This window comes from Cupriavidus ulmosensis, assembly GCF_977008105.1.
Genome location: NZ_CDRMWP010000002.1, coordinates 2,072,900 through 2,099,585 on the forward strand (window position 1 = coordinate 2,072,900; position 26,686 = coordinate 2,099,585).

Consider the following 26,686-nt stretch of genomic DNA (forward strand, 5'->3'; position numbering starts at 1 on the left):
AATGGCTTCAGACGAAGCCGTGCCGCAACAGGATCCAGAGCGCCCGCGCGCGCGGCACCCGCACCCGCTCGCGCGGGTTGGCCCAGCCGCGCGCCAGCAGGCGCTGCAGCACCACGTGGTAGACCTCGCCCATGATGCGCGGCGAGCGCACCACGCGGCGCGGGGCGTCCGCCATGATGGCGAACGCCTTGTCATAGTGCGCCTGGGCCTGCCCCGCCACTTCCAGGCAGGCGCGGCCCACCGCGGGATGGCCGACGATGGCCTCGGGCGCGCCCGGCGGCACGCCGGCCCCGGCCAGCGCCTCGGCCGGCAGGTAGACCCGGCCCAGCCCGGCATCCTCGTCGATGTCGCGCAGGATGTTGGTCAGCTGCAGCGCGCGGCCCAGGTGATGCGCCAGCGCCACGCCGGCCTCGCGCTCCATGCCGAACACGCGCACGGCAAGCCGCCCCACGGCGCTCGCCACGCGGTCGCAGTACAGGTCCAGCGTGGCCGCGTCCGGCGCGCAGATGTCGGCCAGCACGTCCATCGCCATGCCGTCGACCACCGCCAGGAAATCCTCCTGCAGCAGGCCGTAGCGCACGATCTGCGCGTGCAGCCGGCGCAGCGCCGGCGGCGGCGTGCCCGCATAGCAGGCGGCCAGGTCGGCGCGCCAGGCGTCCAGCCCGGCCAGGCGCTGCGGGCGCGGGCCGTCGCCGTCGGCAATATCGTCCACCTGCCGGCAGAAGGCGTAGATCTCGAACATCGCCTCCCGCTGCGCGGCAGGCAGGATCTTCATGGCGGCATGGAACGAGCTGCCGGTCGAAACGGGATTGCCCGCGCTGGGTGGGACGTCTTGCACTGCGATATCGGTTCCGGCCACGTAACTCCCCGTCACGCATTGAACCACCCTCGCCGCCGCCGTTGCCGGCAAAGCGCGGGCAAAGGCATGCGCGCGGCCGGGGCGGCATGATTTTTGGGTAATTCGGGATTATAGCAAGGCGCGCCGCACAGGGCCGGGCGAGGCGCAGCCGGGTGAACCCGGGGTGGCGCGGGCGCCTGGCGCCTGGAGGCCGGCTCGCCGTGGCGGAGCCGGAAATGCGGCCGGGAAGGCACAGGAAGGAAGAGACCCCGGGGACGCCCGCCGCCGTGCCGGCGGGCGGGACGCCATGCCTGTCCGCGTCAGGCGTCGCGCACCCCGCCGCGCAGCCTGAGCAGTACGAAGCCGCGCAATCCCGGATCGTAGCGGGCGAACTCGAAGCCCTCGCCCGCCGCGTCCACCGGCGCGCGGCCGGCGGCAGCCAGCGCCCGGGCCCATTCGGTGGCCGCCTGCATCCGGCGCAGGTCGGCCAGCACGGCCGGCGAAACACGATCGAGCAGGCGGCGGGACCGGAGCGTTTCCATGGCGACCTCTCCTTGGCTGGCAAAAAGGACGCCTTCAGTCTATGCCCCGGTTCCGGCTGTTTGATGTGTCCCAACCCACACACCCGACTATTTTTCCGCCGCCGCGCAAACGGCAGCCCGGTATCAGAAACCGACCGGGTAGCCGTCCTTGCGGTGATCCGACGCGGCCGCGTAGCCGCTGTCGAGCCGCATGGCGATCTGCGCGCCGCCGAACTCCAGGTTGCCGCGCGGAGCCACCTCCACCTTGTGGCCGCGCGCGCGCAGCCCGGCCACGGTGGCTTCCGGGCAGTTCCATTCCACCGCGACGGTGCTGTTGTCGTCCAGCACGCGCCAGCGCGGGCCGTCGCACGCGGCCTGCGGGTTCTGGCCGAAGTCGGCCAGCCGGCTGGTCATCTGCACGTGGCCCTGGGCCTGCATGGAGCCGCCCATCACGCCGAAGCCGGCCAGCGGCTTGCCCTGGCGCATCAGGAAACCGGGGATGATGGTGTGGAACGGCCGCTTGCCCGGGCTGACCTGGTTGGGGTGGCCCGGCTTGAGGTTGAAGCCCCAGCCGCGGTTGTGCAGGGCGATGCCGGTGCCGGGCACCACCACGCCGGAGCCGAAGCCCTTGAAGTTGGACTGGATGTACGAAACCATCATGCCGTTGCGGTCCGCCACGGTCAGGTAGACCGTGCCGCCGCTGTGCGGCTTGCCCGGGCCGGGGTTGCCGGCGCGCTCCGGGTCGATGGCTTTGGCGCGGCTGGCCAGGTAGCCGCGGTCCAGCAGGTGCGCGGCCTGCACCTCGTGCATCGCCGCGGGATCGCCCACGTAGGCGTGCAGGTCGGCGAAGGCCAGCTTCATGGCCTCGACCTGCAGGTGGATGGCCTCGGCCGAGTCCACGCCCGCGCCGGCCACGTCGAACTGCTCCAGCATGCCCAGCGCCATCAGCGCGCCGATGCCCTGCCCGTTCGGGCCGATCTCGAACAGCTCCAGATCGCGGTAGGCCGTGCTGATCGGCTGCACCCAGTCGGCGCGGTGCGCGGCCAGGTCGGCCTCGGTGATCAGCCCGCCGGTGGCGCGCGCGTGCGCGGCGATGCTGGCCGCGAGCTCGCCGTGATAGAAGTCGTCGCCCTTGCTCTCGGCGATGCGCGCCAGCGTGCGCGCCTGGCCCTCGCAGATGAAGCGCTCGCCCGGCAGCGGCGCGCGGCCGTTGGGGGCGAAGGCCTCGGCGAAGCCCGGCTTGTCGATCAGCACCGGCACCTGCGCCTGCCACTGGCGGTGCACCGTGTGCGACACCAGGAAGCCGTTGCGCGCGTATTCCAGCGCCGGCTCGAACAGGTCGGCGAACGGCAGGCTGCCGAACTTTTCCCAGGTGGCGCGCCAGCCCGAGACGGCGCCCGGCACGGTCACGGCGTCCCAGCCGTTGGGCGGCATGCTGTCGTAGCGCGAGAAATATTCCGGCGTCCACGCCGCGGGCGCGCGGCCGCTGGCGTTCAGGCCGTGCAGTTCCTTGCCGTCCCAGATCAGCGCGAAGGCATCGCCGCCGATCCCGTTCATGCACGGCTCGACCACGGTCAGCGCGATGGCCGTGGCCAGCGCCGCGTCCACGGCGTTGCCGCCGCGCGCCAGCATGCGCAAGCCGGCCGCGGCCGCCAGCGGCTGCGAGGTGGCCACCACGTTGTCGGCCAGGACCGGCACGCGCTGCGAAGGATAGGGGAAATTCCAGAAATTGTTCATGGCGAGGAATGCTTCGCGTCCGCTGGGCGGCGCGTGGGAATTGAGAAAATCGGGCGGGCAGGCCCATACCGGCAAGGCCCGCGCCGCCCGCGACCTGCGCCCTTCCCCGATGCGGCGGGAGAAGGGTCGGGAGCGGGCGCCGCGCCGGCGAACGCCGAAGGCGTCCGCTGCGTGGCGGCGCCGGCCCGCTCCCCCTGCCCCTCTTCCGCGCGCGGAAGAGGGAAACAACCTGCGGCAAGCTGCCTTGCCGGCAAACCCGGGCCCGCGGGCAAGCCCGCCAGCCCGTCACTGCATGGCCGCGCTAGTCTATCCGCACGTTGGCGGCGCGCGCCACCTTCTCCCAGGCGCGCATCTCGTCGCCGATCATGCGGCCGAACTGCTCGGGCGGGGTGTACTTGATCTGCACGCCCTGCGCTTCCATCGCCGCGCCCAGTTCGGGCGAGGCCAGCACGTCCTTCATCGCGGCGGCGAGCTGCTTGACCACCTGCGGCGGCGTACCCTTGGGCGCCACCAGGCCGAACAGGTTGTCGGCGCGGAAATCGGGGATGCCCGACTCGGCCACGGTGGGCGCGTCCGGCAGCGAGCTCACGCGGCGCTCGGAGGCCACCGCCAGCAGCCGCAGCTTGCCCGACTTCACGTGCGGCAGCGCCGCCGGGATGCTGTCGAACATCATGCTCGAGCGCCCGGCCATCAGGTCCGGCAGCGCGAACGAGCTGCCCTTGTACGGCACGTGCACCACGTCCACGCCGGTGCGCAGCTTGAACAGTTCCGACTCCAGGTGCGACAGCGTGCCGGCGCCCTGCGAGGCGAAGTTGTACTTGCCGGGCGCCGCCTTGAGGTAGCTCACCAGTTCCGGCACCGAGTGCACCGGCAGCGAGGCCGGCACCACCAGGATGTGCGGCACGGTGCCGATGCCCGCGATCGGCACGAAGTCGCGGCTCAGGCTGGCCGGCTGGCTGTTGTAGGTGGCCGCGGCGATGGCGGCGTTGCTCACGGCGGCCAGGTACAGCGTGTAGCCGTCCGGCGTGGCCTTGGCGGCATAGCTCATGCCGATGGCACCGCCCGCGCCGGGCCGGTTGTCCACCACCACCGGCTGCTTGAGCACGGTGGACAGGCGTTGCCCCACCGCGCGCGCCAGCACGTCGGTGGCGCCCGAAGGCGGGAAGGACAGCACCAGTTGCACCGGGCGGTCCGGATAGTCCGCGGCGGCGGCCGGCGCGGCGGCCGCGCCAAGGGCCAGCGCCAGCAGCAGGGCGCCCTGCTGCGCGCGGTGACGGAAAAGCGACTGCATGAACATGATCAGGGTAACTCCCGAAAGCGTCGAAACACATTGACGGCCGAGTTGGGGTCGGAACGTTCCGGCGCGCGGCCGCTTTGCCAGCCGGCTTGTCTGCGCGCCCCTGTCATGCTGGATCTGCTTCGCCTGCGGCGATATGTCGGCTGATGGGAAGCAACGATTCTAGGCCGGTCCCGCCGGCACCGGGATGCGGATCGCCCATAGGCTTATGCGAAAATGGAATACCCGCGGCAGCCCGCCGCCCCGCCGTCCCGCTTCCCTGCCCCGCCGCCAAGGCGCCAAGCCATGCAACTGAAATGGATCGATGACCTGCTGGTGCTGGAAAAGACCCGCAGTTTCTCGCGTGCCGCCGAGCTGCGGCACATCACCCAGTCGGCCCTCTCGCGGCGCATCCGCTCGCTGGAGGACTGGGCCGGCGCGGTGCTGGTCGACCGCAACACCTTCCCGCTCGACCTCACCCCCGCCGGCAAGACCTTCTGCGCCAGCGGCCGCGAGGCGCTGACGCTGCTGATGGACGCGCGCGCCACCCTGCGCCAGGAAAGCCGCATGCCGGGCAAGGCCATCCAGATCGCCGCCGGGCATACCTTGTCGCTGACCTTCCTGCCGGCCTGGCTCAAGGCCTGCCAGGCGCGCTACGGCCAGTTCAACGCGCGCGTGGTGGCGGCCAACGTGCTCGAAGCCGTGGTGGCGCTGTCGGAAGGCAACTGCGACCTGATGCTCGGCTACAACCATGCGCGCGTGCCGGTCTCGCTCGACGCGGACAAGTTCCGCAGCCTGACCGTGGGCCACGACCTGCTGATGCCGCTGAGCGCGCCCAACGTGCGCGGCGGGCCGCTGTTCTCGCTGGGCGGCGCCAGCAGCAAGCCGATCCCCTACCTGGCCTACACCGCCGGCACCACGCTCGGCCGCGTGGTCGACGTGATCCTGGAAACCGCGCCGCCGCGCCGCCCGCTGGAGCGCTGCTACGAGGCCGACATGGCGATCCTGCTGATGAAGATGGCCATCGAGGGGCACGGCGTGGCCTGGCTGCCGCGCACCACCGCGGCCGACGCGCTGGCCGCCGGCACGCTGGTGCCGGCCGGCGACGCTACCTGGCAGTCGGCGCTGGACATCTGCGCCTACCGCGCGGCGCACGCCGGCAATCCCACGCTGCTGGAACTGTGGGACGTGCTGGAGCGGCAGGTGCCGTAGCGATGGCGCCGCGCTGCGCCACGGCGCCGGCGGACGCATAATGCGCGCACCGGAAGCCGCCGCGCGCCGCGCGGAGCCTGGCGCGAACCCCGCCAGCGGGCGATCCGGCGCCATTTCAGGAGTCGGCAAATGCATATCGGTTTTCTCGGCCTCGGCAACATGGGCAGCGCCATCGCCGCCAACCTGCTCAAGGGCGGCCACCCGCTGCGGGTCTGGAACCGCTCGCCTGGCCCGGCCGCCGCGCTGGCCGGCGCGGGCGCGCAGGCAGCGGCCACGCCGGCCGAGGCCTGCGAGGCGGACGTGGTGTTCGCCATGCTGGCCGACGACCAGGCGCTGCGCGAGGTGCTGCTCGACAGCGGCCTGCTCGCGCGCCTGCCGCCGACGGTGATCCTGGTCAACATGGCCACCATCTCGGTGGCGTTCGCCGCGGAGCTGGCGCAGCGCGCGCAGGCACGCGGCATCGCCTACGTGGCCGCGCCCGTGCTGGGCCGCCCGGACGCGGCGGCGGCGGCCAAGCTCAATATCCTGGCCGCCGGCCCGGACGCCGCCATCGACGCCGTGCAGCCGCTGTTCGCGCTGATCGGCCAGAAGACCTGGCGCTTCGGCGCGCAGGCGCAGCAGGCCAACGCGGTGAAGCTGACGGTGAACTTCATGCTGGCCGCCGCGGTGGAAACGCTGGGCGAGGCCACGGTGCTGGCCGGCGCCCACGGCATCGCGCCGCAGCAGTTGCTGGACCTGCTCACCGGCAGCATCTTCCCGGGCCCGGTGTACCAGGGCTACGGCACGCTGATCGCGCAGCAGCGCTACGCGCCGGCCGGCTTCAAGGCGGCGCTGGGCCTCAAGGACCTGCGCCTGGCGCTGGCCGCGGCCGACGCGGTCGCGGTGCCGCTGCCGGTGGGCAGCGCGGTGCGCGACAGCCTGCTCGACGCCGTGGCCCACAACGAAGGCGGCATGGACCTGGCCGTGCTGGGCCAGGTGGCGGCGCGCCGCGCCGGGCGCTGAAGCGCCACGCCTGCCGTCGCCATCGCCGCCATCGCCGCCATCGCCGTCACCGACGCGGCGGCGCGGCGCGCCGGCGCCTCAGGCCGCCTGCCGGCCGCGCTCGGGCAGCACCGCCGCGTGGATCGCCTCGCGCAGCGCGTGCGCGGCGAGCGGCTTGTGCAGAATGCGGAAACCGCTGGCATCCAGTTCGCGCAGGCGGTCGGGCGCGGTGTCGCCCGTGACCACCAGCGCCGGCACCTCGGCGCCCAGGCAGCCGCGCAGCGCGGCAATCGCGGCAAAGCCGGTGACGCCTCCCGCCAGGCGGTAGTCCACGATCAGCAGATCCACCGGCGCCGGCCCCTGCGCCGCGGCGGCGGCATGGGCCGCGCACGCCTGCGGCGCGGTGGCGCCGGCATAAACTGCGTGGCCCCATAGCGCCAGCAGCTCGCTCAGCGCCGCCAGCACGCGCGCGTCGTCGTCCACCAGCATGATGCCGAGGCGGTGCTGCGAGGACGGCGCGCCGTCCTCGCCGGCGGGCGCGGGCACGGGAGCGGGCGCCGCCGGCGCGGCCGCATACGCCACCAGCACCGAGAAGCGGGCGCCGCGCCCCGGCACCGAGCGCAGGCCGATCTCGTGGCCGAGCAGGGCGGCCAGCCGCCGCACGATGGCCAGGCCCAGGCCCAGCCCTTCCTCGGGATGGCGCTGGGTCTCGGGCAGTTGCGCGAATTCCTCGAACACCCTGGCCTGCTGCGCGCAGGCGATGCCGGGCCCCTGGTCGACCACCTGGATCTCCATGCCGTGCGGCCGGCGCCGCGCGCCGAGCAGGATCTTGCCGCCGGGCGCGTAGCGCAGCGCGTTGGACAGCAGGTTGTCGAGAATGCGCCGCAGCAGCGCCGGGTCGGTGTCGATCCATGCCTCGGTGGCCACCACGCGCAGCTCGCCGCCGCGCTGGCGCGCCTGCCCTGCATACTCGCCGCCCAGCTCGCGCAGCAACGCGCCCAGCGCCACCGGGCGCCGCGCCACCGGCATCAGCCCGGCGTCCAGCCGCGACACGTTGAGCAGGCCGTCGAGCAGGTCGCCCATATGGGCCAGCGTGCCGTCGATGCGCGCCGCCACCTGGATGGCCTGGGCCGCCGGCACGTCGCCGCGCCGCGCCACGCTGGACAGCGTGGCGGTGAACAGGCCCAGCGCGTGCACCGGCTGGCGCAGGTCGTGGCTGGCGGCGGCCAGGAAACGGGTCTTGGCGTTGTCCGCGGCGGTGGCCCGGTCGCGCTCGCGCTCGAGCTGGCCGATCAGCGCCACGTTCTCGAAGCGCAGGCGCACGCCCTCGAGCACGCTGCGGTAGGTCACGCGGCAGTAGTAGAGGTTGACGCAGGCCAGGCACAGCGCGAAGGCGAAGAACACGTTGTAGAGCGGGCCGCCCTGCCACAGGCAGTTGAGCATGAACGGCAGCACCATCGCCGTCATGGTCCCGACGTAGGTCAGCGGGCACGCCGACAGCGAGGGAATCGCGCCGCACGTCATGCCGGCGATGATGATGATGCAGAACGCCACCAGGGCCGGGTCGGGCGGCAGGAAGACGGCCGACCCGAGCCATCCCCACAACAGCCCGGACAGCCACGACATGACCGTGAAGCGCTGCGCCCACGCGCGCGGCGACAGGCTGCGCGGCGCGGCCAGCGAGGCCGGCGTGAGCGGCGCCGTGCCCTCGGCCCGCGCATGGCGGAAGTACTGCACCGAGTTGAAGATGCGCACCGCGGTGAGCAGGTAGACCACGGCCAGCCAGCCCAGCAGCAGCGTCAGCGGGGCGCCCCGCTGCAGCACGTAGAGCGCCGGCAGCGGAATGATGAAGTTGGCGAACATCACCGCGTTGGACTGCCGGTAGAGCAGCCCCACCATCGCCGCCTCGACCTGTCCCTCCGCGCAGGGCCGCGGCGCGGCGGCCGGGCCGCCGGTCCGTGCCGTCGGGTCTGGGGAAGATGCTGGGGCGGGCATTGGCGATCCGGTGATGGGTGGGCGCGGGCTGGCCGGTTCTGCAGAAACCGGAGCCTGATAATATCGCGTTCGTCCGCGCGCGTCCGCGCCCGACAAACAACACTTCCTCGCCGCCGGCCCTGCCCACCGCCACGATGCACGCCCTCCCCGCCCCGCTGCGCGCCGTGCTGGCCGACGACCACCCCCTGGTCCTCGCCGGCCTGCAGATGCTGTTCTCGACCGTGGACGGCATCACGGTGGTCGGAGAAGCCACCCATGCCGGCGAACTCACGGCGCTGCTCGCGCGCGCGGCGGCCGACCTGCTGGTGGTGGACCTCGGCCTGCTCGGCCCCGACGCCTTCCGCGCGCTGCGCGAGCTGCGCGGGCGCCATGCGGCGCTGCGCATCCTCGTGCTGACCGGCAATACCGCGCCCGGCACCGCCGACGCCGCGCTGGCGGCCGGGGCCGACGGCTTCCTGTTCAAGGACGGCAATATCGGCGCGCTGCTGCCGGCCATCGAGGCCCTGCGCGCGGGGCGGCGGTAAGGGCGGCATCAGGGACGACATTGAGGGCGGCGTTCAGGGCAACGCCAAGGCGGTCCCGCCCTCGTTCCGCCGGAATCCCTTCGCGGGCTTCGCCCCGCCACCCTTGCGCCGGACCGGCATGGCGCCGGCGTCCGCCCGCGCGACGGCAGCGGCCGGACGCGGGAATCGAGGCATGCCAGATACCTCATCCGCCACAAAGAATTCTCTTGCGTTCTATATCGATTGATATAGTATTTCGTTCTATATCACTTGATATATAACAAGACGCACCTCGGGAACCGCGGCCGCCGCGCGGCCAGGCCCGTCGCCGGAGAAGTTCATGTCACAAGACACCATCGCCACCCCGGTGCGCGGCGCGCCCCCGCTGGACATCGAGGCCATGTTCGCCATGCTGGCCGGCCTTTGCGCCAGCCTGGTCGCCATCGGCCTGGCGCGCTTCGCCTACACGCCGCTGATCCCGCCGCTGATCCAGGCACACTGGTTCACGTCGTCGCAGGCGGTCACGCTCGGCGCGGCCAATTTCGCCGGCTACCTCGCCGGCGCCCTGCTGGGCCGCCCCATCGCGGCCGCGCTGTCCAACCGCACCGCGCTGCGCCTGCTGATGCTGGTCGCCGCGCTGGCGTTCTTCGCCTGCGCGTTCCCGCTGTCGGTGGGCTGGTTCTTCGTGTGGCGCTTTGCCTCGGGCCTGTCGGGCGGCGCCATCATGGTGCTGGTGGCGACGACCATCCTGCCGCACATCCCGCCGGCGCGCCGCGGTTTTGCCGGCGGCATGATCTTCCTCGGGCTCGGGCTGGGCATCGCTGCCTCGGGCACCCTGGTTCCGCAGTTGCTGCGCTTTGGCCTGCGGGACACCTGGATCGGGCTCGGCACGGTCGCGCTGGTGCTGACCGCGGTGAGCTGGTTCGGCTGGCCCGCCGGCAACGCGCCGCAGCCGGCAACCCCGGCCGCCGCGCCGGGGCAGCCCGCCGCGCCGCCGGCCCGCCGCGAAGGCCCGGCCATGCGGGTGCTGTACGCCCAATATGCCGCCAACGCGCTGGGGCTGGTGCCGGCGATGGTCCTGCTGGTCGACTACGTGGCGCGCGGGCTGGGCCGCGGCGCGGCGGCCGGCTCCGGCTACTGGGTGCTGTACGGCGTCGCGGCCATCGCCGGCCCGGTGCTGTGCGGCAACGTGGCGGACCGCATCGGCTTCCGCGCGGCCTACCGCATCGCGCTGGCGCTGCAGGCGCTGGCCGCGGGCCTGCTGGCGCTGTCCGGCAACGGCATGCTGATCGGCGTGGCCACGGTCATCCTCGGCGTCTTCACGCCGGGCATCGTGCCGCTGGTGCTCGGCCGCATCCACGAGATGGTGCCGCACGACCACGCGGAACAGCGCGCGGCGTGGAGCCGCGCGACCACCGCGTTCGCGCTGTTCCAGGCGCTCGGCGGCTACGGCTACTCCTACCTGTTCGGCGCCACCCACAACAACTACGCGCTCATCTTCGCCTGCGGCGGCGTGGCGCTCGCGCTGGCGCTGCTGGCCGACTTCGCGCTGCGCCGCCGGCAGGCGGGCGGCGCGCGCTGAATGCCGCCGGCCCGGGCAAGCACGCCTTGCGGCCGGGCCGGCCTTGCGCTATTCCGTTAGCATGCGCGGCGCATCCGGCCCGCCTGGAGAACGGTCATGGCACAACATCACGCGGCACCCGGTGAAATCGTCAAGCTCCGCCCGCAGGGCGCGGCGCTGCGGCAAACCCAGAACCTGACCCTGGTCCGCGCGCCGGACCTGCAAGTCATGCGGCTGGTGCTGCTGGCCGGCAAGTCGCTGCCGGCACACAGCGTGCCCGGCGCGCTGACCGTGCACTGCCTCGAAGGCGCGATCGAGATGGAAGCGCACGGCAGCACCCAGCGCATGGAGGCCGGCGACCTGATGTTCGTGGCGGCGGGCGCGCCGCACGCGCTGCGCGGCATCGAGGATGCGTCGCTGCTGGTGACGCTGCTGCATCACCGCGACGCATAGGCGCTCCCCCGCGCTGACCGCTTCTCAGCGCCGCTCCGGCGCGATGCCCGCGATGGCCGCCGCGAAGCGCGCGTGCGCCTGCGGGTCGACCGGCTTGTGCTTCTTCTGCGTGCTGGCCGGGTCGTTGTCCAGGCAGTTGTTGTTGCGCCAGTTGCGCGCCGGCCGCACCGGCCGCGCCGTGAAGCCGCCGCCGCAGTTGGGGCATACGTTCTGCAGGAGGCCGTCCACGCACGCGGCGCAGAACGTGCATTCGTAGCTGCAGATGCGCGCGTCCGTCGCCGCCGGCGGCAGCGCCTTGTCGCAATGTTCGCAAGTGGGTCGCAGTTGTAGCATCATGTCTCCCGTATCGACGTGGCCAGGTAATTTACATGACATGGTAGGAACAAGGCTGCCCGCCGGAAAGCCGGCAATCTGCCACGCTACGTAAAAAACCTGCCATGCCAGGCGACCTTCCTCCGAAACCCGATGAAACGGATCTACTTCGTGGTGCCGCCCAGCGTGCACGTGCTGGACCTGGCCGGGCCGCTGCAACTGTTCGGCGCGCTCGGCGAGCTGGGACTGGGCGCGGTCGAGTGCATCTGCGCGGGGCCGGAGCGCGAGCTGCGCAGCTTCCAGGGGCTGGCGCTGAGCGCGCTGCGGCCCCTGCCGGCGAAGCTGGCGCGCGGCGACACCGTGATCGTGGCCGGCTGCAAGCTCGCGCCCGACGCCCCGCTCGCGCCCGGCAACCGCGTGCTCGTGCGCTGGCTGCAAGAGGTGGCGCGCCCGCGCCTGGGCGACATCACGCTGGCCAGCGTCTGCACCGGCGCGTGGCTGCTGGCCGCCGCCGGGCTGCTCGACGGGCGCCACTGCACCACGCACCACGACTACCTGGAGCGGCTGCAGCAGCGCTACCCCGCCGCGCGCGTGCTGGCCAACCGCCTGCTGGTCGACGACGGCGGGCTGGTCACATCGGCCGGCGTCACCGCCGGCATCGATCTCGCGCTGCACCTGATCGCGCGGGACTTCGGCGCGCCCGCGGCGATCCGCGTGGCGCGCGACAACGTGGTGCCGTTCCGGCGCCTGAGCCAGGACCCGGCGCTCGACGCGCAATTGCGCTACCGCGGCCACGACCACGCGGTGATCCACGCGGTGCAGGATTTCCTCACGGCCCGGCCGGACTACGCGCTGCCCTACGAGGCGCTGGCCGCCCGCTTCGCGCTGAGCTACCGTCAACTCGCGCGGCTGTTCCGGCAGCAATGCGGCGTGACGCTCAAGCAGTACCAGCAGCAGTTGCGCATCGCGCTGGCGCGGCGGCTGCTCAGGGAAAGCGACTGGCCGGTGGAACAGGTGGCCGCGCGGTGCGGCTTCGCCAGCCCGCACGCATTCCGCGCGGCGTGGCGGCTCGAAGAGCCGGTGACGCCTTCCGCGTGGCGCGTCACACCCTGAATGCGGCGAGGCGCTATATTGGAAGCTCGCTTTTGATCCACCAGAAAGGAGCATCGCATGAAAGCCAGCTTTAGCCGCCTCGCCGCCGTATCGATCCTGACCGCCGCCCTGTTACCGGCGGCGGCCCACGCGCAACTCGGCGACCTGCTCAAGGGCGCCACGCAAGGCAACGGCTCGGGCGGCGGCAGCGGCGGCCTGGGAGGGCTGGCCGGCAGCCTGGGCGGCGGGGGCGGCGGCATGCCCTCGCTGCAATCGCTGAGCTCGGGCAGCACCGGCAACGTGGCCGGCGTGCTGGAGTTCTGCGTCAAGAACAACTACCTGGGCGGCGGCAGCGGCGCCGCTTCGGTCAAGGACAAGCTGCTGGGCAAGCTCGGCGGCGCGCCGGCGTCCGACCCCGGCTACAGCGAAGGCGCCAAGGGCATCCTCAGCAGCGCCGAGGGCGGCAAGCTCGACCTCAGCGGCGGCGGCCTCAAGGAGCAGATCACCAGGCAGGTCTGCGACAAGATCCTGGCACAGGGCAAGTCGCTGCTCTAGCCACCGCCGCCGCCATCGCGGCGCGCTTCAGGCCGCCAGGCGGAAGGCGGACACCGCCTGGTGCAGCGCGCCGGCCTGGTCTTCCAGCGAGGCCGCGGCCGCGCTGGCCTGCTCCACCAGCGCCGCGTTCTGCTGCGTCATCTGGTCCATCTGCGAGACCGCGCGGTTGACCTCCTCGATGCCGGTGCGCTGCTCGGCCGTGGCCGAGGCGATGCCATCCATGATGGCGGTCACGCGGCCCACCGCGCTGACGATCTCGGCCATCGTCTGGCCGGCCTGCTCGACCAGCGCCGAGCCGCTGTCGACCTGCCCCGTCGATTCCACGATCAGGGTCTTGATCTCCTTGGCCGCGCTCGCGCTGCGCTGCGCGAGGTTGCGCACCTCGCCGGCCACCACGGCGAAGCCGCGGCCCTGCTCGCCGGCGCGCGCGGCTTCCACCGCGGCATTGAGCGCCAGGATATTGGTCTGGAAGGCGATGCCGTCGATCACCCCGATGATGTCGTTGATCTTGCGCGAGCTGGCGGTGATGCCGCGCATCTTGTCCACCACCTCGCTCACCACGCTGCCGCCCTGCTGCGCGATCTGCGCGGCGTCGGCCACGTACTGGCTAGCCTCGGCGGCGTTGTCGGCATTCTGGCGCACGGTGGCGGTGAGCTGCTCCATGCTGGCGGCGGTCTGCTGCAGCGAGGCGGCCTGCTGCTCGGTGCGGCCCGACAGGTCGGAGTTGCCGGCGGCGATCTGCTGCGCCGCGGCGCTGATGGAATCGGCCGCCTGCTGGATGCCCCCCACGGTGCCGGCGAGCTGGTCGCGCATATGGCCGATCGCGTACATCAGGCTGGCGCGGTCGTCCGGCGCGGTGCCGGCGCGCACGGTCAGGTCGCCGGAGGCCATGCGCAGGGCCAGCGCGGCGGCGTCGGCGGGCTCGCCGCCCACCGATTTCTGGATGCTGCGGATCACCAGCGTGGCCACGCCGGAGATCACGATGCCGAGCAGCACCAGCAGGCCGACCGACTGATACAGCGACGAGCGGAACTGGGCCTCCACGTCATCCATGTAGGTGCCCGCCAGCAGGTCCCAGTTCCACGGCTTGTAGCGCGCCACGTAGCCGATCTTGGGGCTGGGCTGGTCGCTGCCCGGCTTGGGCCACCAGTAGTCCAGGTGCCCGGTGCCCTCGGGCGAGGCGCCGCGCGCGGCGATCTCGACGTAGAGCGCCTTGCCCTTCGCGTCCTTGAAATCGATCATGTTCTTGCCGTTGAGCTTGGCGTTGATCGGGTGCATCACCAGCACCGAATCGGCGCCCACGATGGTGATGTAGCCATCCTTGCCGTAGCGCTGCGCGGCGATGCGGGCGGTGGCCTGGGCCTTGGCCTCGGCTTCGCTCATCTTGCCCTGGCGCGCCAGCTCCGCGTAGTCGCGCACCAGCGAGAGCGACATGTCGACCACGTTGGCCAGCTCGCCGCGGCGGTCGGCCATCTGCAGCTGCCGGGTCTGGAAGGCGTGCATCACGGTCAGCAGCAGCAGGCCGAGCCAGGCCAGCACAAGGGGAATCCACAGCTTTTTTCGCAGGGTCAGGTGGTTCATGACGAGGTTCGCGTTATCGGGACGGGCACCGGCCATGCAAAAGGCAGGCGGTGTTCCCCCCGGATATCGGAGCACGCCCTGCCTTCTTTAGCGCCGCATGCGGTATTCCCGCGCGCGGTGCCGGAAACACCAAAAAGATGCCGGACGATGCCTCGCGATGACGACACGATTCATCATGTCGGCGCAATGCGCCGGCTTCGCGGCGCAGCCACGCCGGGTAAAAACTACCGCCCCGGATCACTTAAATCCCGTTACAATCCGCCTCGCACCCGCGCTGCTTTTGCAACCGGGTTGCAAAAGGATCGAAGGTGCCCCGCCCGCGTTGCGCGGTCAGGGGTTAAACGGGAAACAGGTGCGCCGCCCCGCCGCGGCAAGTCCTGTGCTGCCCCCGCAACGGTCAGCAGGTAGAAAGGTGTCACGCCGCGCCCCACAAGCAGCGGCAGCCACTGCGCGCAACCACGCGCGGGAAGGCGGCACCCCGGACGCGCCCACCCGGCAGCGCATCCCCCTGCGAGCCCGGATACCGGCCTTGCGACCCATCACAGCGGCTGCGGACGGGCACCGCGCGTGAGGCCGCCGGGCATGCGCCCGGCGCCGGCGCGCGCGCGTCCGTGGCTGGTTCGTTCATTGCCGCGGGCGGGGTCGCCCGCGGCCAACGATGGAAAGTCCATGTCCGCGCGCCACCGCCTTGCCCGCCGCCTGCTGCCCGCCTCCGGCCGGCTCCGCTTCATCCCCATCCGCCGCACGCTGGCGCGCCAGTGCGCGCTGGCCCTGTCGCTGGGCGCCTTTGCCGGTGCCGGCGCGGACGCCGCACGCGCCGCCGACGACACCGAGGCCGGCCGCCCGCCGGCGCGCCCGGCGCAGAAAGAGGCCGCGGCGCTGCCGCCGGTGGTGGTCAGCGGCGCCGCGCTGCCGCCGGGCCTGTCGCTGTCGGAGCCCGCCAGCACCGGCAGCCGCCTGGGGCTGACGCCGCTCGAGACCCCGGCCAGCATCGAGGTGCTGTCCGGCGAGACCATCCGCGAGCGCGGCGACCAGAGCGTGAGCGACGCGGTGTCGCGCGCCACCGGCATCACCGCCGCCGGCGCGCCCGGCAACGGCGGCACGGCGCTTGCCGCGCGCGGCTTCTCGGGCCAGGGCTCGGTCATGCAGCTGTACGACGGCACGCGCCTGTACGTGGCGGCCGGCACCGTCACCTTCCCGTTCGATACATGGTCGGTGGACCGCATCGAGGTGCTGCGCGGCGCGGCCTCCGTGATGTACGGCGAGGGCGCCATCGGCGGCGTGGTCAACGTGATCCCGAAAAAGCCGCTGCGCGGCCCCATCACCAACGAGCTGCAGCTCACCGGCGGCACGCAGCGCACCGCGCGCGCGGCCTTCGACAGCGGCGGCGCGGTCAACGAGAACCTGTCCTACCGCTTCAACGTCAACTACGGCCGCTCCGCCGGCTGGGTGGACCGCGGCGAATCGCGCGACGTGGACGTGTCCGCCGCGGTGCGGCTCGACGTCTCGCCGGCATTCAACCTCACGCTGTCCTACGACGACGGCGACCAGCACCCGATGCGCTACCTGGGCACGCCGCTGGTCAACGGCAGCCTGGATACCTCGCTGCGCACGAAGAACTACAACGTGGGCGACAGCACCATCACCTACCGCGACCGCTGGACCCGGCTGGCCGCCGAATGGCAGCCCAACGAGCGCGTGGCCGTGCGCAACCAGTTCTATTACCTCACCAGCCAGCGCCACTGGCGCGACTCGGAGTCCTACACCTACCTGCCCGCCACCGGGCAGGTGCGCCGCACCGACTACCTGGAGATCCTGCACGACCAGGAGCAGATCGGCGACCGCGCCGACCTGAAGGTCGACGGCCAGCTGTTCGGCCTGGCCAACACGGTCACGGCGGGCTTCGACGTCAACCGCATCAACTTCACCCACAGCAACAACTCGCCCTATGGCGGCGCCTCCACCGTCGGCGCGTACCAGTTCGACCCGGGCCAGTTCTTCAGCCCGCCGGGCGTGGTCACTTCGCCGCGCTACCGCACCCACACCACCCAGGCCGCCCTGTTCGGCGAGGACCGCCTCAAGCTCACGCGGCAATGGTCGGTGATCGGCGGCGTGCGCTTCGACCATGCCCAGCTCGAGCGCGGCAACCTGCTGACCGGCGACGACTGGACCCGCACCTTCAACAACGCCACCTGGCGCGCGGGCACGGTCTACGAGTTCACGCCATCGCTGTCGGTCTACGCGCAGTACGCCACCGCCACCGATCCGCTCGGCGCGCTGATCACCACCTCGGACGCGCAGAAGGACTTCCGGCTCGCCACCGGCCGGCAGATCGAGGCCGGCGTCAAGCAGGCGTTCTGGAACAGGCGCGGCGAATGGACCTTCGCCGCCTACCAGATCGTCAAGAAGAACCTGCTCACGCGCGACGCCGGCAACCCGGCGCTGTCGGTGCAGGTGGGCGAGCAGTCCTCGCGCGGGCTGGAGGCGTCGCTCAGCATCGAGCTGATGCGCGGCCTGCGCGTGGATGCCAACGGCACCGTGCTGCGCGCCCGCTACGACGACTTCGCCGAAAGCGTCAACGGCGCACTGGTCTCGCGCAACGGCAACGTGCCGACCGGCGTGCCGCAGCAGGCCGCCAACCTGTGGCTGACCTGGGCCTTCGCGCCGCAGTGGCAGGCGGGCGGCGGCCTGCGCTACGTGGGCCGGCGCTATACCGACAACGCCAACACCGCGGCCATGCCTTCGTACACGGTGGTGGATGCCGCGCTGCAGTGGCGCGTGTCGCGCCAGACCGCGCTGGCGCTGCGCGTCTACAACCTGTTCAACCGCGACTACGCCGAGACCTCCGGCAACAGCGGCGGACAGTGGCTGCTGGGCCGCCCGCGCGCGGCCGAGCTGTCGGCCAACTTCTATTTCTAGCCCGGCCGTGGCACACCCTTCCCTGTCCTGGCCGGAACGCTGCTGGCGCTGCGCGCGCCGCTGGCTCTACCTGGTGCACCGCTGGGCCGGGATCGCCGGCTGCCTGCTGATCGCCATGTGGTTCCTGTCCGGGCTGGTCATGATGTACGTGGCGTTCCCCGCGCTGACCGACACCGAGCGCCACGCCGGCCTGCCGCCGCTGGACCTGCCGGCGGTGCGCGTCGCGCCCGCCGCTGCCCTGGCCGGCGCGGGGCTGGACCGCTTCCCGCGCAGCCTGCGCCTGGAGATGATGGGCGCGCTGCCGGTCTACCGCATTGTCGACTGGCGCGGCCAGCCGCATACGGTCTCGGCGCGCGACGGCACGCGCATCGAACAGGTGGACGCCGCCGCCGCGCGCGACATCGCCGCGCGCTTCGCCGGCGCGCCCGGCGCGCGCTGGGCCGAGACCGCCGCGCGCGACCAGTGGACCGTGCCCAACGGCCTGAACGCCTGGCGCCCGCTGCACCGCATCGCGCTCGGCGACGCCGCCGGCACCGAGCTGTACGTGTCCGCGCGCACCGGTGAAGTCATGCGCGACACGAACCGCGCCGAGCGCTTCTGGAACTGGCTGGGCGCCGTGCCGCACTGGCTGTATTTCACGCCGGTGCGCGCCGACCCGCCACTGTGGCGCCAGGTGGTGCTGTGGACCTCCGGCGTGTGCGTCGCCGTGGCGGCGAGCGGCATCTGGATCGGCTGGCTGCGGCTGCGCGTGCGCCGCCGCTTCGCGCACGGCAGCGCGGGCGGCACCTCGCCCTACCACGGCTGGATGGCCTGGCACCACGTCGCCGGGCTCGGCGGCGCGCTGTTTCTGCTGGCCTGGCTGGCGAGCGGCTGGCTCTCGGTCAATCCCAACCAGTGGTTCCCCGCGCGCAACTTCGACCAGTCCGCGCTGGAGCGCTATGCGGGACAGACGCTGCCGCGCTTCCCCGAGCTCGACGGCGATGCGCTGGCGGCGCGGCTGGACGGCATGGCCGCGCCGCGCGAGATCCGCATGGTCTGGCAGGCGGGACTGCCGCTGCTGCTGGCGGCGGGCGCGGGCGACGACAGCCGCGCCGTGCGCGCCGACGGCGGCCGCGCGCCCGCGCCGGACGACGCGGCGCTGACCGCCGCCGCGGCCAGCCTCGTGCCCGGCGCCCGCGTCGCCGGCAGCGAACGGCTCACGCAGCCCGATGCCTACTGGTATGGCCATCACCAGCCGCGCCGGCTGCCGGTGCTGCGCGTGCGCTTCGACGATGCCGCCGCCACCTGGGCCTACCTCGACCCGGCCAGCGGCAGCCTGCTCGGCCGCAGCGACCGCAGCCGGCGCGCCTACCGCTGGCTGTTCAACGCCGCGCATAGCTGGGACCTCGGCTGGCTGCTGCAACACCGCCCGGCGTGGGACATTGCCATGTGGGCACTGTCCATCGCCGGGCTCGTCATCTCCGTCAGCGGCGTGGTGATAGGCTGGCGGCGCCTGTTCCGCCCGCGCCTGCGCCCGCGCCGCTCCTGAAAACCGCCGTCCACCCGATACGCCCGCCGCCCCATGCTCCGCTTCCTCGCCAGCATCTTCAACGACCAGCACGACGACGTGCGCCGCAAGACCATCGCCTTGTACGCCTTGCTGATCGCCGCCAACGTGGGCGCCTGGATCTGGGCGCTGGCCGCGTTCCGCGACCATCCCATGCTGCTGGCCTCGGCCGTGCTGGCCTACACGCTCGGCCTGCGCCACGCGGTGGACGCCGACCACATCGCCGCCATCGACAACGTCACGCGCAAGCTGATGCAGGAAGGCAAGCGCCCGGTCACGGTCGGCTTCTTCTTCTCGCTCGGGCACTCCACCGTGGTCACGCTGATGTCGGTCGGCATCGCCATCGCCGCGGCGGCGCTGCAGACGCGCTTCGCCGACATGAAGGCCGTGGGCGGCATGATCGGCACCAGCGTCTCGGCGCTGTTCCTGTTCCTGCTGGCCTTCTTCAACCTGCTGATCCTGATCTCGGTGTGGCGCGCGTTCCGCGCGGTCAGGCGCGGCGAGCCGCTCAGGGAACAGGACCTGGACCTGCTGCTCAACAACCGCGGCTTCCTCGCGCGCCTCTTCCGCCCGCTGTTCCGCCTCGCCAGCCGCAGCTGGCACCTGTTCCCGATGGGCCTGCTGTTCGGCCTGGGCTTCGACACCGCCACCGAGGTGGCGCTGTTCGGCCTGTCCGCGGCCGAGGCCGCCAAGGGCGTGCCGTTCTGGACCATCATGGTGTTCCCGGCGCTGTTCACCGCGGGCATGTCGCTGGTGGACACCACCGACGGCATCCTGATGCTGGGCGCCTACGGCTGGGCCTTCACCAAGCCGATCCGCAAGCTCTACTACAACATGACCATCACGCTGGTCTCGGTGGTGGTGGCGGTGGTGATCGGCGGCATCGAGGCGCTCGGCCTGATCGCCGACAAGCTCGGCCTGGCGGGCGGCCTGTGGGACGTGGTCGGCGAGCTCAACGCGCACTTCGGCATGCTCGGCTACGTCATCATCGGTGTGTTCGTGCTGAGCTGGCTGGTGTCGATGGTGGTGTACCGCGTGCGGCGGTACGACGAGATCGAGGTGCGGATGGGGTGACGGCGCGCTGCGGCAAATGCGATGTGAACGCGGTGAAGCAGCGATGAAAACGGAACGACGCCGCCTGCGCATGCGCGCGGAACGGCCCGCGCGGCGGCGGACTCAGGCGAACACGATGCCGCCGGCCCGCCGCATCGCATCCGCCAGCGCCACGTCGAAGGTCGCCAGCGCCGCGCCGCTGCGCAGCGCGAGATCCAGGTAACTGGCGTCATAGGCGGTCAGCGCGTGCTCGCGGGCCAGCCCCATGACGACCTCGCTGCGCTCCGCGGGCGCCGCCACGTCGGTCTCGATCGGCAGGCGGCCGAGCTTGGCGACGAAATCCGCCACCTGGGCCTCGCTCACGACCTGCCTGCGCTCGGCCACCAGCAGCGCGTTGGCGGTCTCCACGTGCCACAGCGGCGGCACCAGCACGCGGCATGACGGCAGCGCCGCGAGCACCCGCCCGGCGCAATCGGCCTGCGCCGGCTCCGTCCGCTCGAACAGCCAGGCCAGCGCCACGGAGGCATCCAGCACCAGCGTCGCCGGCACCGCGGACACCACCGGCACCGCCGACGTCACCGGCGCCCCTCCGCGATCCAGCGGCCGAGTTCGTCGGCCGCCACACCCTGCACCCGGGTAGTGGCGCGCATCGCCGCGACCGCGGCTTCCGCGCCGAGCCGGCTGTTGTCCGCGCTCGGCACGAGGTCCGCAATGGGACGGCCACGCTGGGTGATGGTGAAACGCTCGCCCTGCTCCACCTTGCGCAGCAATTCGGGCAGCCTGGTCTTGGCATCGTAGGAACCCACCTCGACAAACATGCTAGCCTCCATCTGGTCTATGAACCGGTCTAGTCTAGCAAATTTGATGGAGGTGGTGCGGGCAACGCTTGCGTTGCGTTGTTGTGCGGTCACATGAGCTCCTTTCACGATGACGTCGGATGGCAAAAATGGCTTTGGATGCATGCAGGATGCGGGGTATTTTCAGCCGCCATCCGATTCTGGGCACCCGCGACCATCGCCAGGAAGTCCCGGATTCTCATTTTAGGAGTGCTTCCACCGCCACCCACTCCCCGTCCCACGCCGCCGCCAGTTCGCGGCAGCGCCCCAGCGCCACCGCCTGCTGTTCGAAATCCACCACCATCACGGCATCCGCCCCGCGCGGGCGCGCGGGCTGCTCCGCGCTGCGGCCGTCGCTGAGCAGCCACAGCCAGCGCTGCTGCGCCGGGCGGCGGCGGGCGGCGCCGGCCAGCACCTCGCCCGCGCGCTGCATGCCGAGCGCGAGCGGCGTGCCGCCGCCGCCGGCGATCGGGCGAATCCAGGCTTCGCTCCACGGCCGCGCGCGGGCCGGCTGAAGGCGGACTTCCGCGTGGCTGCCGGCAAAGCACACCAGCGCGACCTCGGCGCGGGCCTGGTAGGCGCGCTGGAGCAGACGCAGCAGCACGCCCTTGGCCTGCGCGAGCTGGCGGCCGTGCAGCATGGAGGCGGAGCAGTCCAGCACGAAGCAATGCAGCACGCCGGCGTGGGCATGCTGCGCGCGCAGGCGCAGATGCGCGGGCGCGAGCGGCGCGGCGCCCTTGGCGGCGAGCGTGCGCGGCCAGTGGATGCGGGTGCCGGCAAGACGGCCTTGCCGCGGCCGTGGCGCGGCGAAACGAGGGGCTTGCCACCGGTTGCCGCCCTGCCCGGAATCGGCGGCGGCCTGCCGGTGGCTCAGGCTTTTTTTGCGGGCAGCGGCCTCACGGATTTGACCGGAGCGATGCCGGCCGCGCGGCTGTCCGCGGGCGGCGGCAATGCGCCCCAGGGATTGGCCGCGCTGCCGGCGTCGCCGCGCTCGCCCGCCTGCGCGTCAGCCGGCGCGTCAGCCTCCGCGCCGTCCGGCGCGCGGCCGGCATCGGGCGGCGCCTGCCGGCGATGATGCAGCACCAGTTCCGCCACGGCATCCACATGCGCCGGCGCGATGGCGGCGTCGCCTTGCAGCGCGGCCAGCGCGCGCGCCGCGCGCAGCATCACGAGGTCGGCGCGCACGCCGTCCACGGCGGCATCGAGGCACAGGCGGCTGACGCGCTCGTGCACGGCATCGCCGAACGGCAGCGCCGCCAGCGCGGCCCGCGCGACTCGCACCTGCCGCGTCAACGCTTCCTGCGCGCCGGCGTGGCGCGCGCGCAGCGCCTCGGGATCGGTGTCGAAGGCCAGCCGGGTGCGCACGATGGCCTGGCGCTGCGCCGCGTCGGTGCAGTTCTCCAGCGTCAGCGCGAGGCCGAAGCGGTCCAGCAGTTGCGGGCGCAGCTCGCCTTCCTCGGGGTTCATGGTGCCGACCAGCACGAAGCGCGCCTCGTGCTGGTGCGAGACGCCGTCGCGCTCCACCACGTTGACGCCGCTGGCGGCCACGTCGAGCAACTGGTCGACGAGATGGTCGGGCAGCAGGTTGACCTCGTCCACGTAGAGCACGCCCTGGTGCGCGCGCGCCAGCAGCCCCGGCGCGAAACGCACCTCGCTCTGGCGCAGCACGTGGCCGAGGTCCAGCGTGCCGACGAGCTGTTCCTCGCTGGCGCCCAGCGGCAGCGTGACGAACTGCCCTTCGGGCAGCAGCTCGGCCAGCGCGCGCGCGGCGGTGGACTTGGCGGTGCCGCGCGGCCCGCTCACCAGCACGCCGCTGATGCCGGGGTCGACCGCGGCCAGCAGCAGCGCCTGCTGCAGGCGCGGCTGACCCACCAGCGCGCTGAACGGAAACGGCAAGCGCGGGCGCTGTGCGGCGGCGGTCATCGGGAAGCTCCTTCCAGCGCCTGCTCGCTGTCGAGCAGGTGTCGTTCGAGTTGGGCGCGGCGCTCGCCGGGGGCCTGCCACAGGCCGCGCTGCGCAGCTTCGAGCAGGCGCTCGCAGATGGCGTGCAGCGCGCGCGGGTTGTGGCGGCGCAGGAACGCGCGCGTGTCGGCGTCATTGACGTAGGCATCGGCCACCAGCGCGTATTGGTGGTCGGACACCACGCGCGTGGTGGCATCGAAGCCGAACAGGTAGTCCACGGTGGCGGCCATCTCGAAGGCGCCCTTGTAGCCGTGGCGCTTGACGCCGTCGATCCACTTGGGATTGACCACGCGCGCGCGGATCACGCGGCTGATTTCTTCCTGCAAGGTGCGGATGCGCGGCGCGGCCGGGTTGCTGTGGTCGCCGTGGTAGATGGCCGGCTGCGCGCCGCCGAAGGTGCGCGCGGCGGCGGCCATGCCGCCCTGGAACTGGTAATAGTCGTTGGCGTCGAGCAGGTCGTGCTCGCGGTTGTCCTGGTTCTGCACCACGGCGTCCAGGCCGGACAGGCGCGCGGCAAAGCTGGCGCGCGCCTCCACGCCGTCGGTGCCCTGCCCGTAGGCATGACCGCCGGCGTGCAGGTAGGCCTGGGCGAGGTCGTTGTCGTCCTGCCAGGCGCGGCTGTCGATCAGGTCCTGCAAACCCGTGCCGTAGCCGCCCGGGCGCGCGCCGAACACGCGCCAGCCGGCGCGGCGGCGCGCCTCGGCCGCGGGCAGGCCCTGCGCTTCGAGGCGGGCGCGCTCGGCCAGCACGCGCGCGCGCAGCGGGTTGAGCTCGGGCGGCTCGTCCAGCTCGGCCACGGCCTGCACGGCGGCGTCGAACAGCCGCATGACGTTGGCGAAGGCGTCGCGGAAGAAGCCCGACACGCGCAGCGTCACGTCCACGCGCGGGCGGTCGAAGATGGCCATCGGCAGGATCTCGAAATCCGTCACGCGGAAGCTGCCCGCGGCCCACCTGGGCCGCACGCCCATCAGCGCGAAGGCCTGCGCGATGTCGTCGCCGCCGCTGCGCATGGTGGCGGTGCCCCACACCGACAGGCCCACCGCGCGCGGGTAGTCGCCGTGCTCCTGAAGATGGCGCTCGATCAACTGGTTGGCGGACTTGAGGCCGAGCGTCCACGCCGTGCGCGTGGGCACCGCGCGCGTGTCGACCGAATAGAAATTGCGGCCCGTGGGCAGCACGTCGGGCCGGCCGCGCGACGGCGCGCCGCTCGGGCCGGGCGGCACGAAGCGCCCCGCCAGCCCGCGCGCGAGCTGCCGCATTTCCTGCTCGCCACAGGCGTCCAGCCTGGGCGCCACCTCGGCGCGCAGGCGCGCCAGCACGGCGGCGGCGCGCGGCAGGCCGGCGGGCGCGGCGTCCTCGTCGAGCAGGCGCGTTGCCAGCAGCTCGAGCCGCTCGCGCGTGTCGCCGTGGTGGCGCCACGCGCCGGCGTCGACGGCCGCCAGCGGCGCCGGGCGCGGGCCCTGCCACGGCGCGCCCCAGTCCGCGTCGAGCGGATCGAAGCCCTCGCCCAGGCCGAGGTCGGCGGCCAGCGCCGTCAGCAGGCCCGCTTGCGCGCCGCGGCCGTCGCCGCTCGGGAAGCGGCCCAGCGCGAGCAGCGTGTCGCGCCGCTGGCGCCCTTGCGGCGACACGCCGAACACGTGCAGGCCGTCGCGGATCTGCGATTCCTTGAGCTCGCACAGGTAGGCGTCGGTGCGGTTGAGCAGCGCGTCCTCGCCGTCGCTGTCGGCCGGCGCGTCGAGTCCCAGCTCGCGGTGCAGCTGCTGGCCGACGATCAGCTTGAGGATGGACTTGCGCAGCAGCCGCGCGCGGCGCGGGTCCACCGCCAGCGCCTCGTAGTATTCGTCGACCTGGCGCTCCAGGTCCTGCAGCGGGCCGTAGTTCTCGGCGCGCGTGAGCGGCGGCATCAGGTGGTCGATGATGACCGCCTGCGCGCGCCGCTTGGCCTGCGCGCCCTCGCCGGGGTCGTTGACGATGAACGGGTAGAGATGCGGCAGCGGGCCGAGGATGGCGTCGGGCCAGCAGGTGTCGGCCAGCGCCACGCTCTTGCCGGGCAGCCATTCCAGGTTGCCGTGCTTGCCGACGTGGACGATGGCATCGGCGCCGAACGCATGGCGCAGCCAGAAATAGAAAGCCAGGTAGCCGTGCGGCGGCACCAGTTCCGCGTCGTGGTAGCTGGCGTAGCCGCACGTGCCGGCCTCGCCGGGCAGCGCATGGTCGCGCGCCGGCTGCAGGCCGACGAACAGGTGGCCGCTGCGCACGCCGGCGATCATGAAGCGGCCCTGCCGCACCATCGGGTCCTGCTCCGGACTGCCCCATTGCGCGGCGATGGCGCACTGGTTCTCTTCGGGCAGGCCGCGCAGGTGGCGCAGGTAGTCCGCCATCGCCAGGCTCTGGAAGGCCGGGCGCCAGCCGTGCTGGGCGAGGTCGTTGGTGATGCCCTGCGTGAGCCCGCGCATCAGCGCGTCGCCGTCGGCGGGCAGGCCTTCGCAGTGATAGCCCTGCTCGCGCAGCATGGCGAGGATGCCGACCACCGAGGCCGGCGTGTCGAGGCCCACGCCATTGCCGATGCGCCCTTCGCTGGACGGATAATTGGCCAGCACCAGCGCCACGCGCTTGTCCGCGTCGGGCAGCTCGCGCAGGCGGCACCAGCGCCGCGCCAGCTCGGCCACGAAGGCGATGCGCCCGGCGTCGGGCTGGTAGCGCACCACGTCCACCTCGGTGTGCGGGCAGCGGTAGGCCAGCCCCTTGAAGCTGACCGCGCGCGTGATGATGCGGCCGTCCACCTCGGGCATGGCGATGTGCATGGCGACGTCGCGCGCGCCCAGGCCCTGGTTGTCGCGCAGCCAGTCCTCGCGGTTGCCGCCGCTGAGCACCACCTGCAGCACCGGCGCGGCGCCGGCCAGCGCCATCGTCCCGGGCGCGTCGAGCGAGGACACGGCGAAGGCCGTGGTGTTGAGCACCAGCGCCACGCCATGCTCGGCGCAAAGCTGCTGCAGGACCTCGCGGCACAGCGTGTCCTTGAGCGAGTTCACCGCCAGCGGCAGCGGGTTGAGGCCCTCGGCGCGCAGCGCGGCGATCAGCGCGTCGAACACCGCGGTGTTGCCCGCCTGCAGGTGCGCGCGGTAGAACACCAGCGCCGCCACCGGCGCGCCGGCGCGCCAGTCGCGCTGCCAGTCCGCCATCGTGGCGACGCCGTGCGCCGGATGGTAGAGCGCGGCCTGCGGCAGCACGCGCGGCTGCAAGGCCGGCTCGCCCCAGCCGAACGCATGGTGCGCGAGGCAGCGGAAGAACTGCTCGGCGTTGTCGGCGCCGCCTTCGCGCAGGTAGCGCCACAGCGTATTGGCCAGCGCCGCCGGCGCGTTGCCGCGCGCGAGCAGGTTGGCGTCCTCGGCGAGGTCGCCCGAGAACATCACCAGCAACTGGCCGCGCGCGCGGGCGAGCTCGGTCAGCCGCTCCAGGCCGTAGGCCCAGTCGCTGTCGCCGCCGAGATGGTCCACCACCACCACGCTGGCATGCTGCAACACGTCGTCCACGTACAGGTCGAGCGAGGCCGGCTGGCGCAGGTACATCTGGTTGGCCAGCCGCACCGTGGGGAAGTCTTCGCCCAGGCGCGGAAACACGCCGGCCAGCAGCGACAGCGTGGTGTCCGCCGCGCTCAGCACCACGATGCGCGCCGGGCTCTGCGCGATGCGCACCACGCCGGCATTGTCGTCGACGAAGCCGCCCGGGCGGGTGGAAAGCAGGTGCATGCGC

General features: G+C 72.5%; 21 protein-coding genes, 1 pseudogene and 1 riboswitch. Of the genes and pseudogenes, 10 read left to right on the forward strand and 12 right to left on the reverse strand.

Going from position 1 to position 26,686, the window contains the following annotated elements:
- Window positions 1-7 precede the first annotated feature (7 nt).
- From hpnD to ACWTPI_RS28910, 4 genes are all read right to left on the reverse strand, one after another.
- The gene (gene hpnD / locus ACWTPI_RS28895) at window positions 8-859 is read right to left on the reverse strand and encodes a presqualene diphosphate synthase HpnD (protein ID WP_454733464.1); all 852 of its coding nucleotides are present in this window, start codon (window positions 857-859) and stop codon (window positions 8-10) included.
- A gap of 299 nt (window positions 860-1,158) precedes the next feature.
- A complete protein-coding gene (locus ACWTPI_RS28900) occupies window positions 1,159-1,380 on the reverse strand; it encodes a hypothetical protein (RefSeq protein ID WP_059411485.1) in 222 nt (73 codons plus the stop codon).
- A gap of 123 nt (window positions 1,381-1,503) precedes the next feature.
- Window positions 1,504-3,096, reverse strand: a complete 1,593-nt coding sequence (locus tag ACWTPI_RS28905; protein WP_059411484.1) for a gamma-glutamyltransferase family protein — start codon at window positions 3,094-3,096, stop codon at window positions 1,504-1,506.
- 301 nt (window positions 3,097-3,397) lie between these two features.
- The gene (locus ACWTPI_RS28910; protein WP_231401604.1) at window positions 3,398-4,387 is read right to left on the reverse strand and encodes a Bug family tripartite tricarboxylate transporter substrate binding protein; all 990 of its coding nucleotides are present in this window, start codon (window positions 4,385-4,387) and stop codon (window positions 3,398-3,400) included.
- 291 nt (window positions 4,388-4,678) lie between these two features.
- Between ACWTPI_RS28910 and ACWTPI_RS28915 the strand changes: the two genes are divergently transcribed.
- Window positions 4,679-5,584, forward strand: coding sequence for a LysR substrate-binding domain-containing protein (locus tag ACWTPI_RS28915; protein ID WP_020202941.1), 906 nt, complete (start codon window positions 4,679-4,681; stop codon window positions 5,582-5,584).
- 51 nt (window positions 5,585-5,635) lie between these two features.
- Window positions 5,636-6,586 (forward strand): annotated as a pseudogene (locus ACWTPI_RS28920) (NAD(P)-dependent oxidoreductase); the annotation flags it as partial.
- 78 nt (window positions 6,587-6,664) lie between these two features.
- Here the strand turns inward: ACWTPI_RS28920 and ACWTPI_RS28925 are convergent.
- Window positions 6,665-8,560: an ATP-binding protein gene (locus ACWTPI_RS28925; RefSeq protein ID WP_454733465.1), complete on the reverse strand. Its 1,896-nt coding sequence runs from the start codon at window positions 8,558-8,560 to the stop codon at window positions 6,665-6,667.
- A 134-nt stretch (window positions 8,561-8,694) separates the two neighbouring features.
- On the opposite strand from ACWTPI_RS28925, the gene ACWTPI_RS28930 reads away from it, so the two are divergent.
- From ACWTPI_RS28930 to ACWTPI_RS28940, 3 genes are all read left to right on the forward strand, one after another.
- Complete coding sequence (locus ACWTPI_RS28930) at window positions 8,695-9,084, forward strand: response regulator (protein ID WP_020202944.1); 390 nt, start codon at window positions 8,695-8,697, stop codon at window positions 9,082-9,084.
- Window positions 9,085-9,403: 319 nt separating this feature from the next.
- Entirely contained in the window at window positions 9,404-10,645 is a 1,242-nt protein-coding gene (locus ACWTPI_RS28935; protein ID WP_454733466.1) for a YbfB/YjiJ family MFS transporter, read from the forward strand.
- Window positions 10,646-10,741: 96 nt separating this feature from the next.
- Window positions 10,742-11,077 carry a cupin domain-containing protein gene (locus tag ACWTPI_RS28940; protein ID WP_454733467.1) on the forward strand — a complete coding sequence of 112 codons (336 nt, stop codon included), beginning with the start codon at window positions 10,742-10,744 and terminating at the stop codon, window positions 11,075-11,077.
- Window positions 11,078-11,101: 24 nt separating this feature from the next.
- On the opposite strand, the gene ACWTPI_RS28945 is transcribed toward ACWTPI_RS28940, so the two are convergent.
- Window positions 11,102-11,410 (reverse strand): DUF1272 domain-containing protein, encoded by a 309-nt coding sequence (locus ACWTPI_RS28945; protein ID WP_029043599.1) that lies wholly within the window; start codon window positions 11,408-11,410, stop codon window positions 11,102-11,104.
- A gap of 132 nt (window positions 11,411-11,542) precedes the next feature.
- Between ACWTPI_RS28945 and ACWTPI_RS28950 the strand changes: the two genes are divergently transcribed.
- Together ACWTPI_RS28950 and ACWTPI_RS28955 are read left to right on the forward strand one after the other, a co-directional pair.
- Window positions 11,543-12,502 (forward strand): GlxA family transcriptional regulator, encoded by a 960-nt coding sequence (locus ACWTPI_RS28950; protein WP_082079475.1) that lies wholly within the window; start codon window positions 11,543-11,545, stop codon window positions 12,500-12,502.
- Window positions 12,503-12,559: 57 nt separating this feature from the next.
- Window positions 12,560-13,036: a DUF2501 domain-containing protein gene (locus tag ACWTPI_RS28955; RefSeq protein WP_454733468.1), complete on the forward strand. Its 477-nt coding sequence runs from the start codon at window positions 12,560-12,562 to the stop codon at window positions 13,034-13,036.
- Window positions 13,037-13,063: 27 nt separating this feature from the next.
- On the opposite strand, the gene ACWTPI_RS28960 is transcribed toward ACWTPI_RS28955, so the two are convergent.
- Window positions 13,064-14,617, reverse strand: coding sequence for a methyl-accepting chemotaxis protein (locus ACWTPI_RS28960; RefSeq protein WP_454733469.1), 1,554 nt, complete (start codon window positions 14,615-14,617; stop codon window positions 13,064-13,066).
- A 289-nt stretch (window positions 14,618-14,906) separates the two neighbouring features.
- A riboswitch (cobalamin riboswitch) is annotated at window positions 14,907-15,164 on the forward strand.
- Between the two features lie 122 nt (window positions 15,165-15,286).
- On the opposite strand from ACWTPI_RS28960, the gene ACWTPI_RS28965 reads away from it, so the two are divergent.
- The 3 genes from ACWTPI_RS28965 to ACWTPI_RS28975 are packed head-to-tail and all read left to right on the forward strand — an operon-like array spanning window position 15,287 to window position 20,156.
- Window positions 15,287-17,536 (forward strand): TonB-dependent receptor, encoded by a 2,250-nt coding sequence (locus ACWTPI_RS28965; protein WP_454733470.1) that lies wholly within the window; start codon window positions 15,287-15,289, stop codon window positions 17,534-17,536.
- Window positions 17,537-17,543: 7 nt separating this feature from the next.
- Complete coding sequence (locus ACWTPI_RS28970; protein WP_454733471.1) at window positions 17,544-19,064, forward strand: PepSY domain-containing protein; 1,521 nt, start codon at window positions 17,544-17,546, stop codon at window positions 19,062-19,064.
- 33 nt (window positions 19,065-19,097) lie between these two features.
- A complete protein-coding gene (locus tag ACWTPI_RS28975; RefSeq protein WP_020202954.1) occupies window positions 19,098-20,156 on the forward strand; it encodes a HoxN/HupN/NixA family nickel/cobalt transporter in 1,059 nt (352 codons plus the stop codon).
- A gap of 102 nt (window positions 20,157-20,258) precedes the next feature.
- On the opposite strand, the gene ACWTPI_RS28980 is transcribed toward ACWTPI_RS28975, so the two are convergent.
- From ACWTPI_RS28980 to cobN, 5 genes are all read right to left on the reverse strand, one after another.
- Window positions 20,259-20,714, reverse strand: a complete 456-nt coding sequence (locus tag ACWTPI_RS28980; RefSeq protein ID WP_020202955.1) for a type II toxin-antitoxin system VapC family toxin — start codon at window positions 20,712-20,714, stop codon at window positions 20,259-20,261.
- A complete protein-coding gene (locus ACWTPI_RS28985) occupies window positions 20,711-20,953 on the reverse strand; it encodes a type II toxin-antitoxin system Phd/YefM family antitoxin (protein WP_020202956.1) in 243 nt (80 codons plus the stop codon). The genes ACWTPI_RS28980 and ACWTPI_RS28985 overlap by 4 nt, the downstream gene beginning before the upstream one ends.
- A 217-nt stretch (window positions 20,954-21,170) precedes the next feature.
- A complete protein-coding gene (locus tag ACWTPI_RS28990) occupies window positions 21,171-21,632 on the reverse strand; it encodes a vWA domain-containing protein (protein ID WP_454733472.1) in 462 nt (153 codons plus the stop codon).
- A 209-nt stretch (window positions 21,633-21,841) separates the two neighbouring features.
- Complete coding sequence (locus ACWTPI_RS28995; protein WP_454733473.1) at window positions 21,842-22,894, reverse strand: ATP-binding protein; 1,053 nt, start codon at window positions 22,892-22,894, stop codon at window positions 21,842-21,844.
- On the reverse strand, window positions 22,891-26,682 hold the full coding sequence (cobN, locus tag ACWTPI_RS29000) for a cobaltochelatase subunit CobN (RefSeq protein WP_454733474.1): 3,792 nt from the start codon (window positions 26,680-26,682) through the stop codon (window positions 22,891-22,893). Before cobN ends, ACWTPI_RS28995 begins: the two co-directional genes overlap by 4 nt.
- Window positions 26,683-26,686 lie beyond the last annotated feature (4 nt).

Bases quoted from the DNA above. Each gene is read 5' to 3' on its own strand.
- ACWTPI_RS28905 (WP_059411484.1), bottom strand. From the start codon at position 3,096: ATGAACAATTTCTGGAATTTCCCCTATCCTTCGCAGCGCGTGCCGGTC.
- cobN (WP_454733474.1), bottom strand. From the start codon at position 26,682: ATGCACCTGCTTTCCACCCGCCCGGGCGGCTTCGTCGACGACAATGCC.
- ACWTPI_RS28985 (WP_020202956.1), bottom strand. From the start codon at position 20,953: ATGTTTGTCGAGGTGGGTTCCTACGATGCCAAGACCAGGCTGCCCGAA.
- ACWTPI_RS28925 (WP_454733465.1), bottom strand. From the start codon at position 8,560: ATGCCCGCCCCAGCATCTTCCCCAGACCCGACGGCACGGACCGGCGGC.
- ACWTPI_RS28935 (WP_454733466.1), top strand. From the start codon at position 9,404: ATGTCACAAGACACCATCGCCACCCCGGTGCGCGGCGCGCCCCCGCTG.
- ACWTPI_RS28965 (WP_454733470.1), top strand. From the start codon at position 15,287: ATGTCCGCGCGCCACCGCCTTGCCCGCCGCCTGCTGCCCGCCTCCGGC.
- ACWTPI_RS28930 (WP_020202944.1), top strand. From the start codon at position 8,695: ATGCACGCCCTCCCCGCCCCGCTGCGCGCCGTGCTGGCCGACGACCAC.
- ACWTPI_RS28945 (WP_029043599.1), bottom strand. From the start codon at position 11,410: ATGCTACAACTGCGACCCACTTGCGAACATTGCGACAAGGCGCTGCCG.
- ACWTPI_RS28995 (WP_454733473.1), bottom strand. From the start codon at position 22,894: ATGACCGCCGCCGCACAGCGCCCGCGCTTGCCGTTTCCGTTCAGCGCG.
- ACWTPI_RS28975 (WP_020202954.1), top strand. From the start codon at position 19,098: ATGCTCCGCTTCCTCGCCAGCATCTTCAACGACCAGCACGACGACGTG.
- ACWTPI_RS28910 (WP_231401604.1), bottom strand. From the start codon at position 4,387: ATGCAGTCGCTTTTCCGTCACCGCGCGCAGCAGGGCGCCCTGCTGCTG.
- ACWTPI_RS28950 (WP_082079475.1), top strand. From the start codon at position 11,543: ATGAAACGGATCTACTTCGTGGTGCCGCCCAGCGTGCACGTGCTGGAC.
- ACWTPI_RS28955 (WP_454733468.1), top strand. From the start codon at position 12,560: ATGAAAGCCAGCTTTAGCCGCCTCGCCGCCGTATCGATCCTGACCGCC.
- ACWTPI_RS28900 (WP_059411485.1), bottom strand. From the start codon at position 1,380: ATGGAAACGCTCCGGTCCCGCCGCCTGCTCGATCGTGTTTCGCCGGCC.
- ACWTPI_RS28915 (WP_020202941.1), top strand. From the start codon at position 4,679: ATGCAACTGAAATGGATCGATGACCTGCTGGTGCTGGAAAAGACCCGC.
- ACWTPI_RS28960 (WP_454733469.1), bottom strand. From the start codon at position 14,617: ATGAACCACCTGACCCTGCGAAAAAAGCTGTGGATTCCCCTTGTGCTG.
- ACWTPI_RS28940 (WP_454733467.1), top strand. From the start codon at position 10,742: ATGGCACAACATCACGCGGCACCCGGTGAAATCGTCAAGCTCCGCCCG.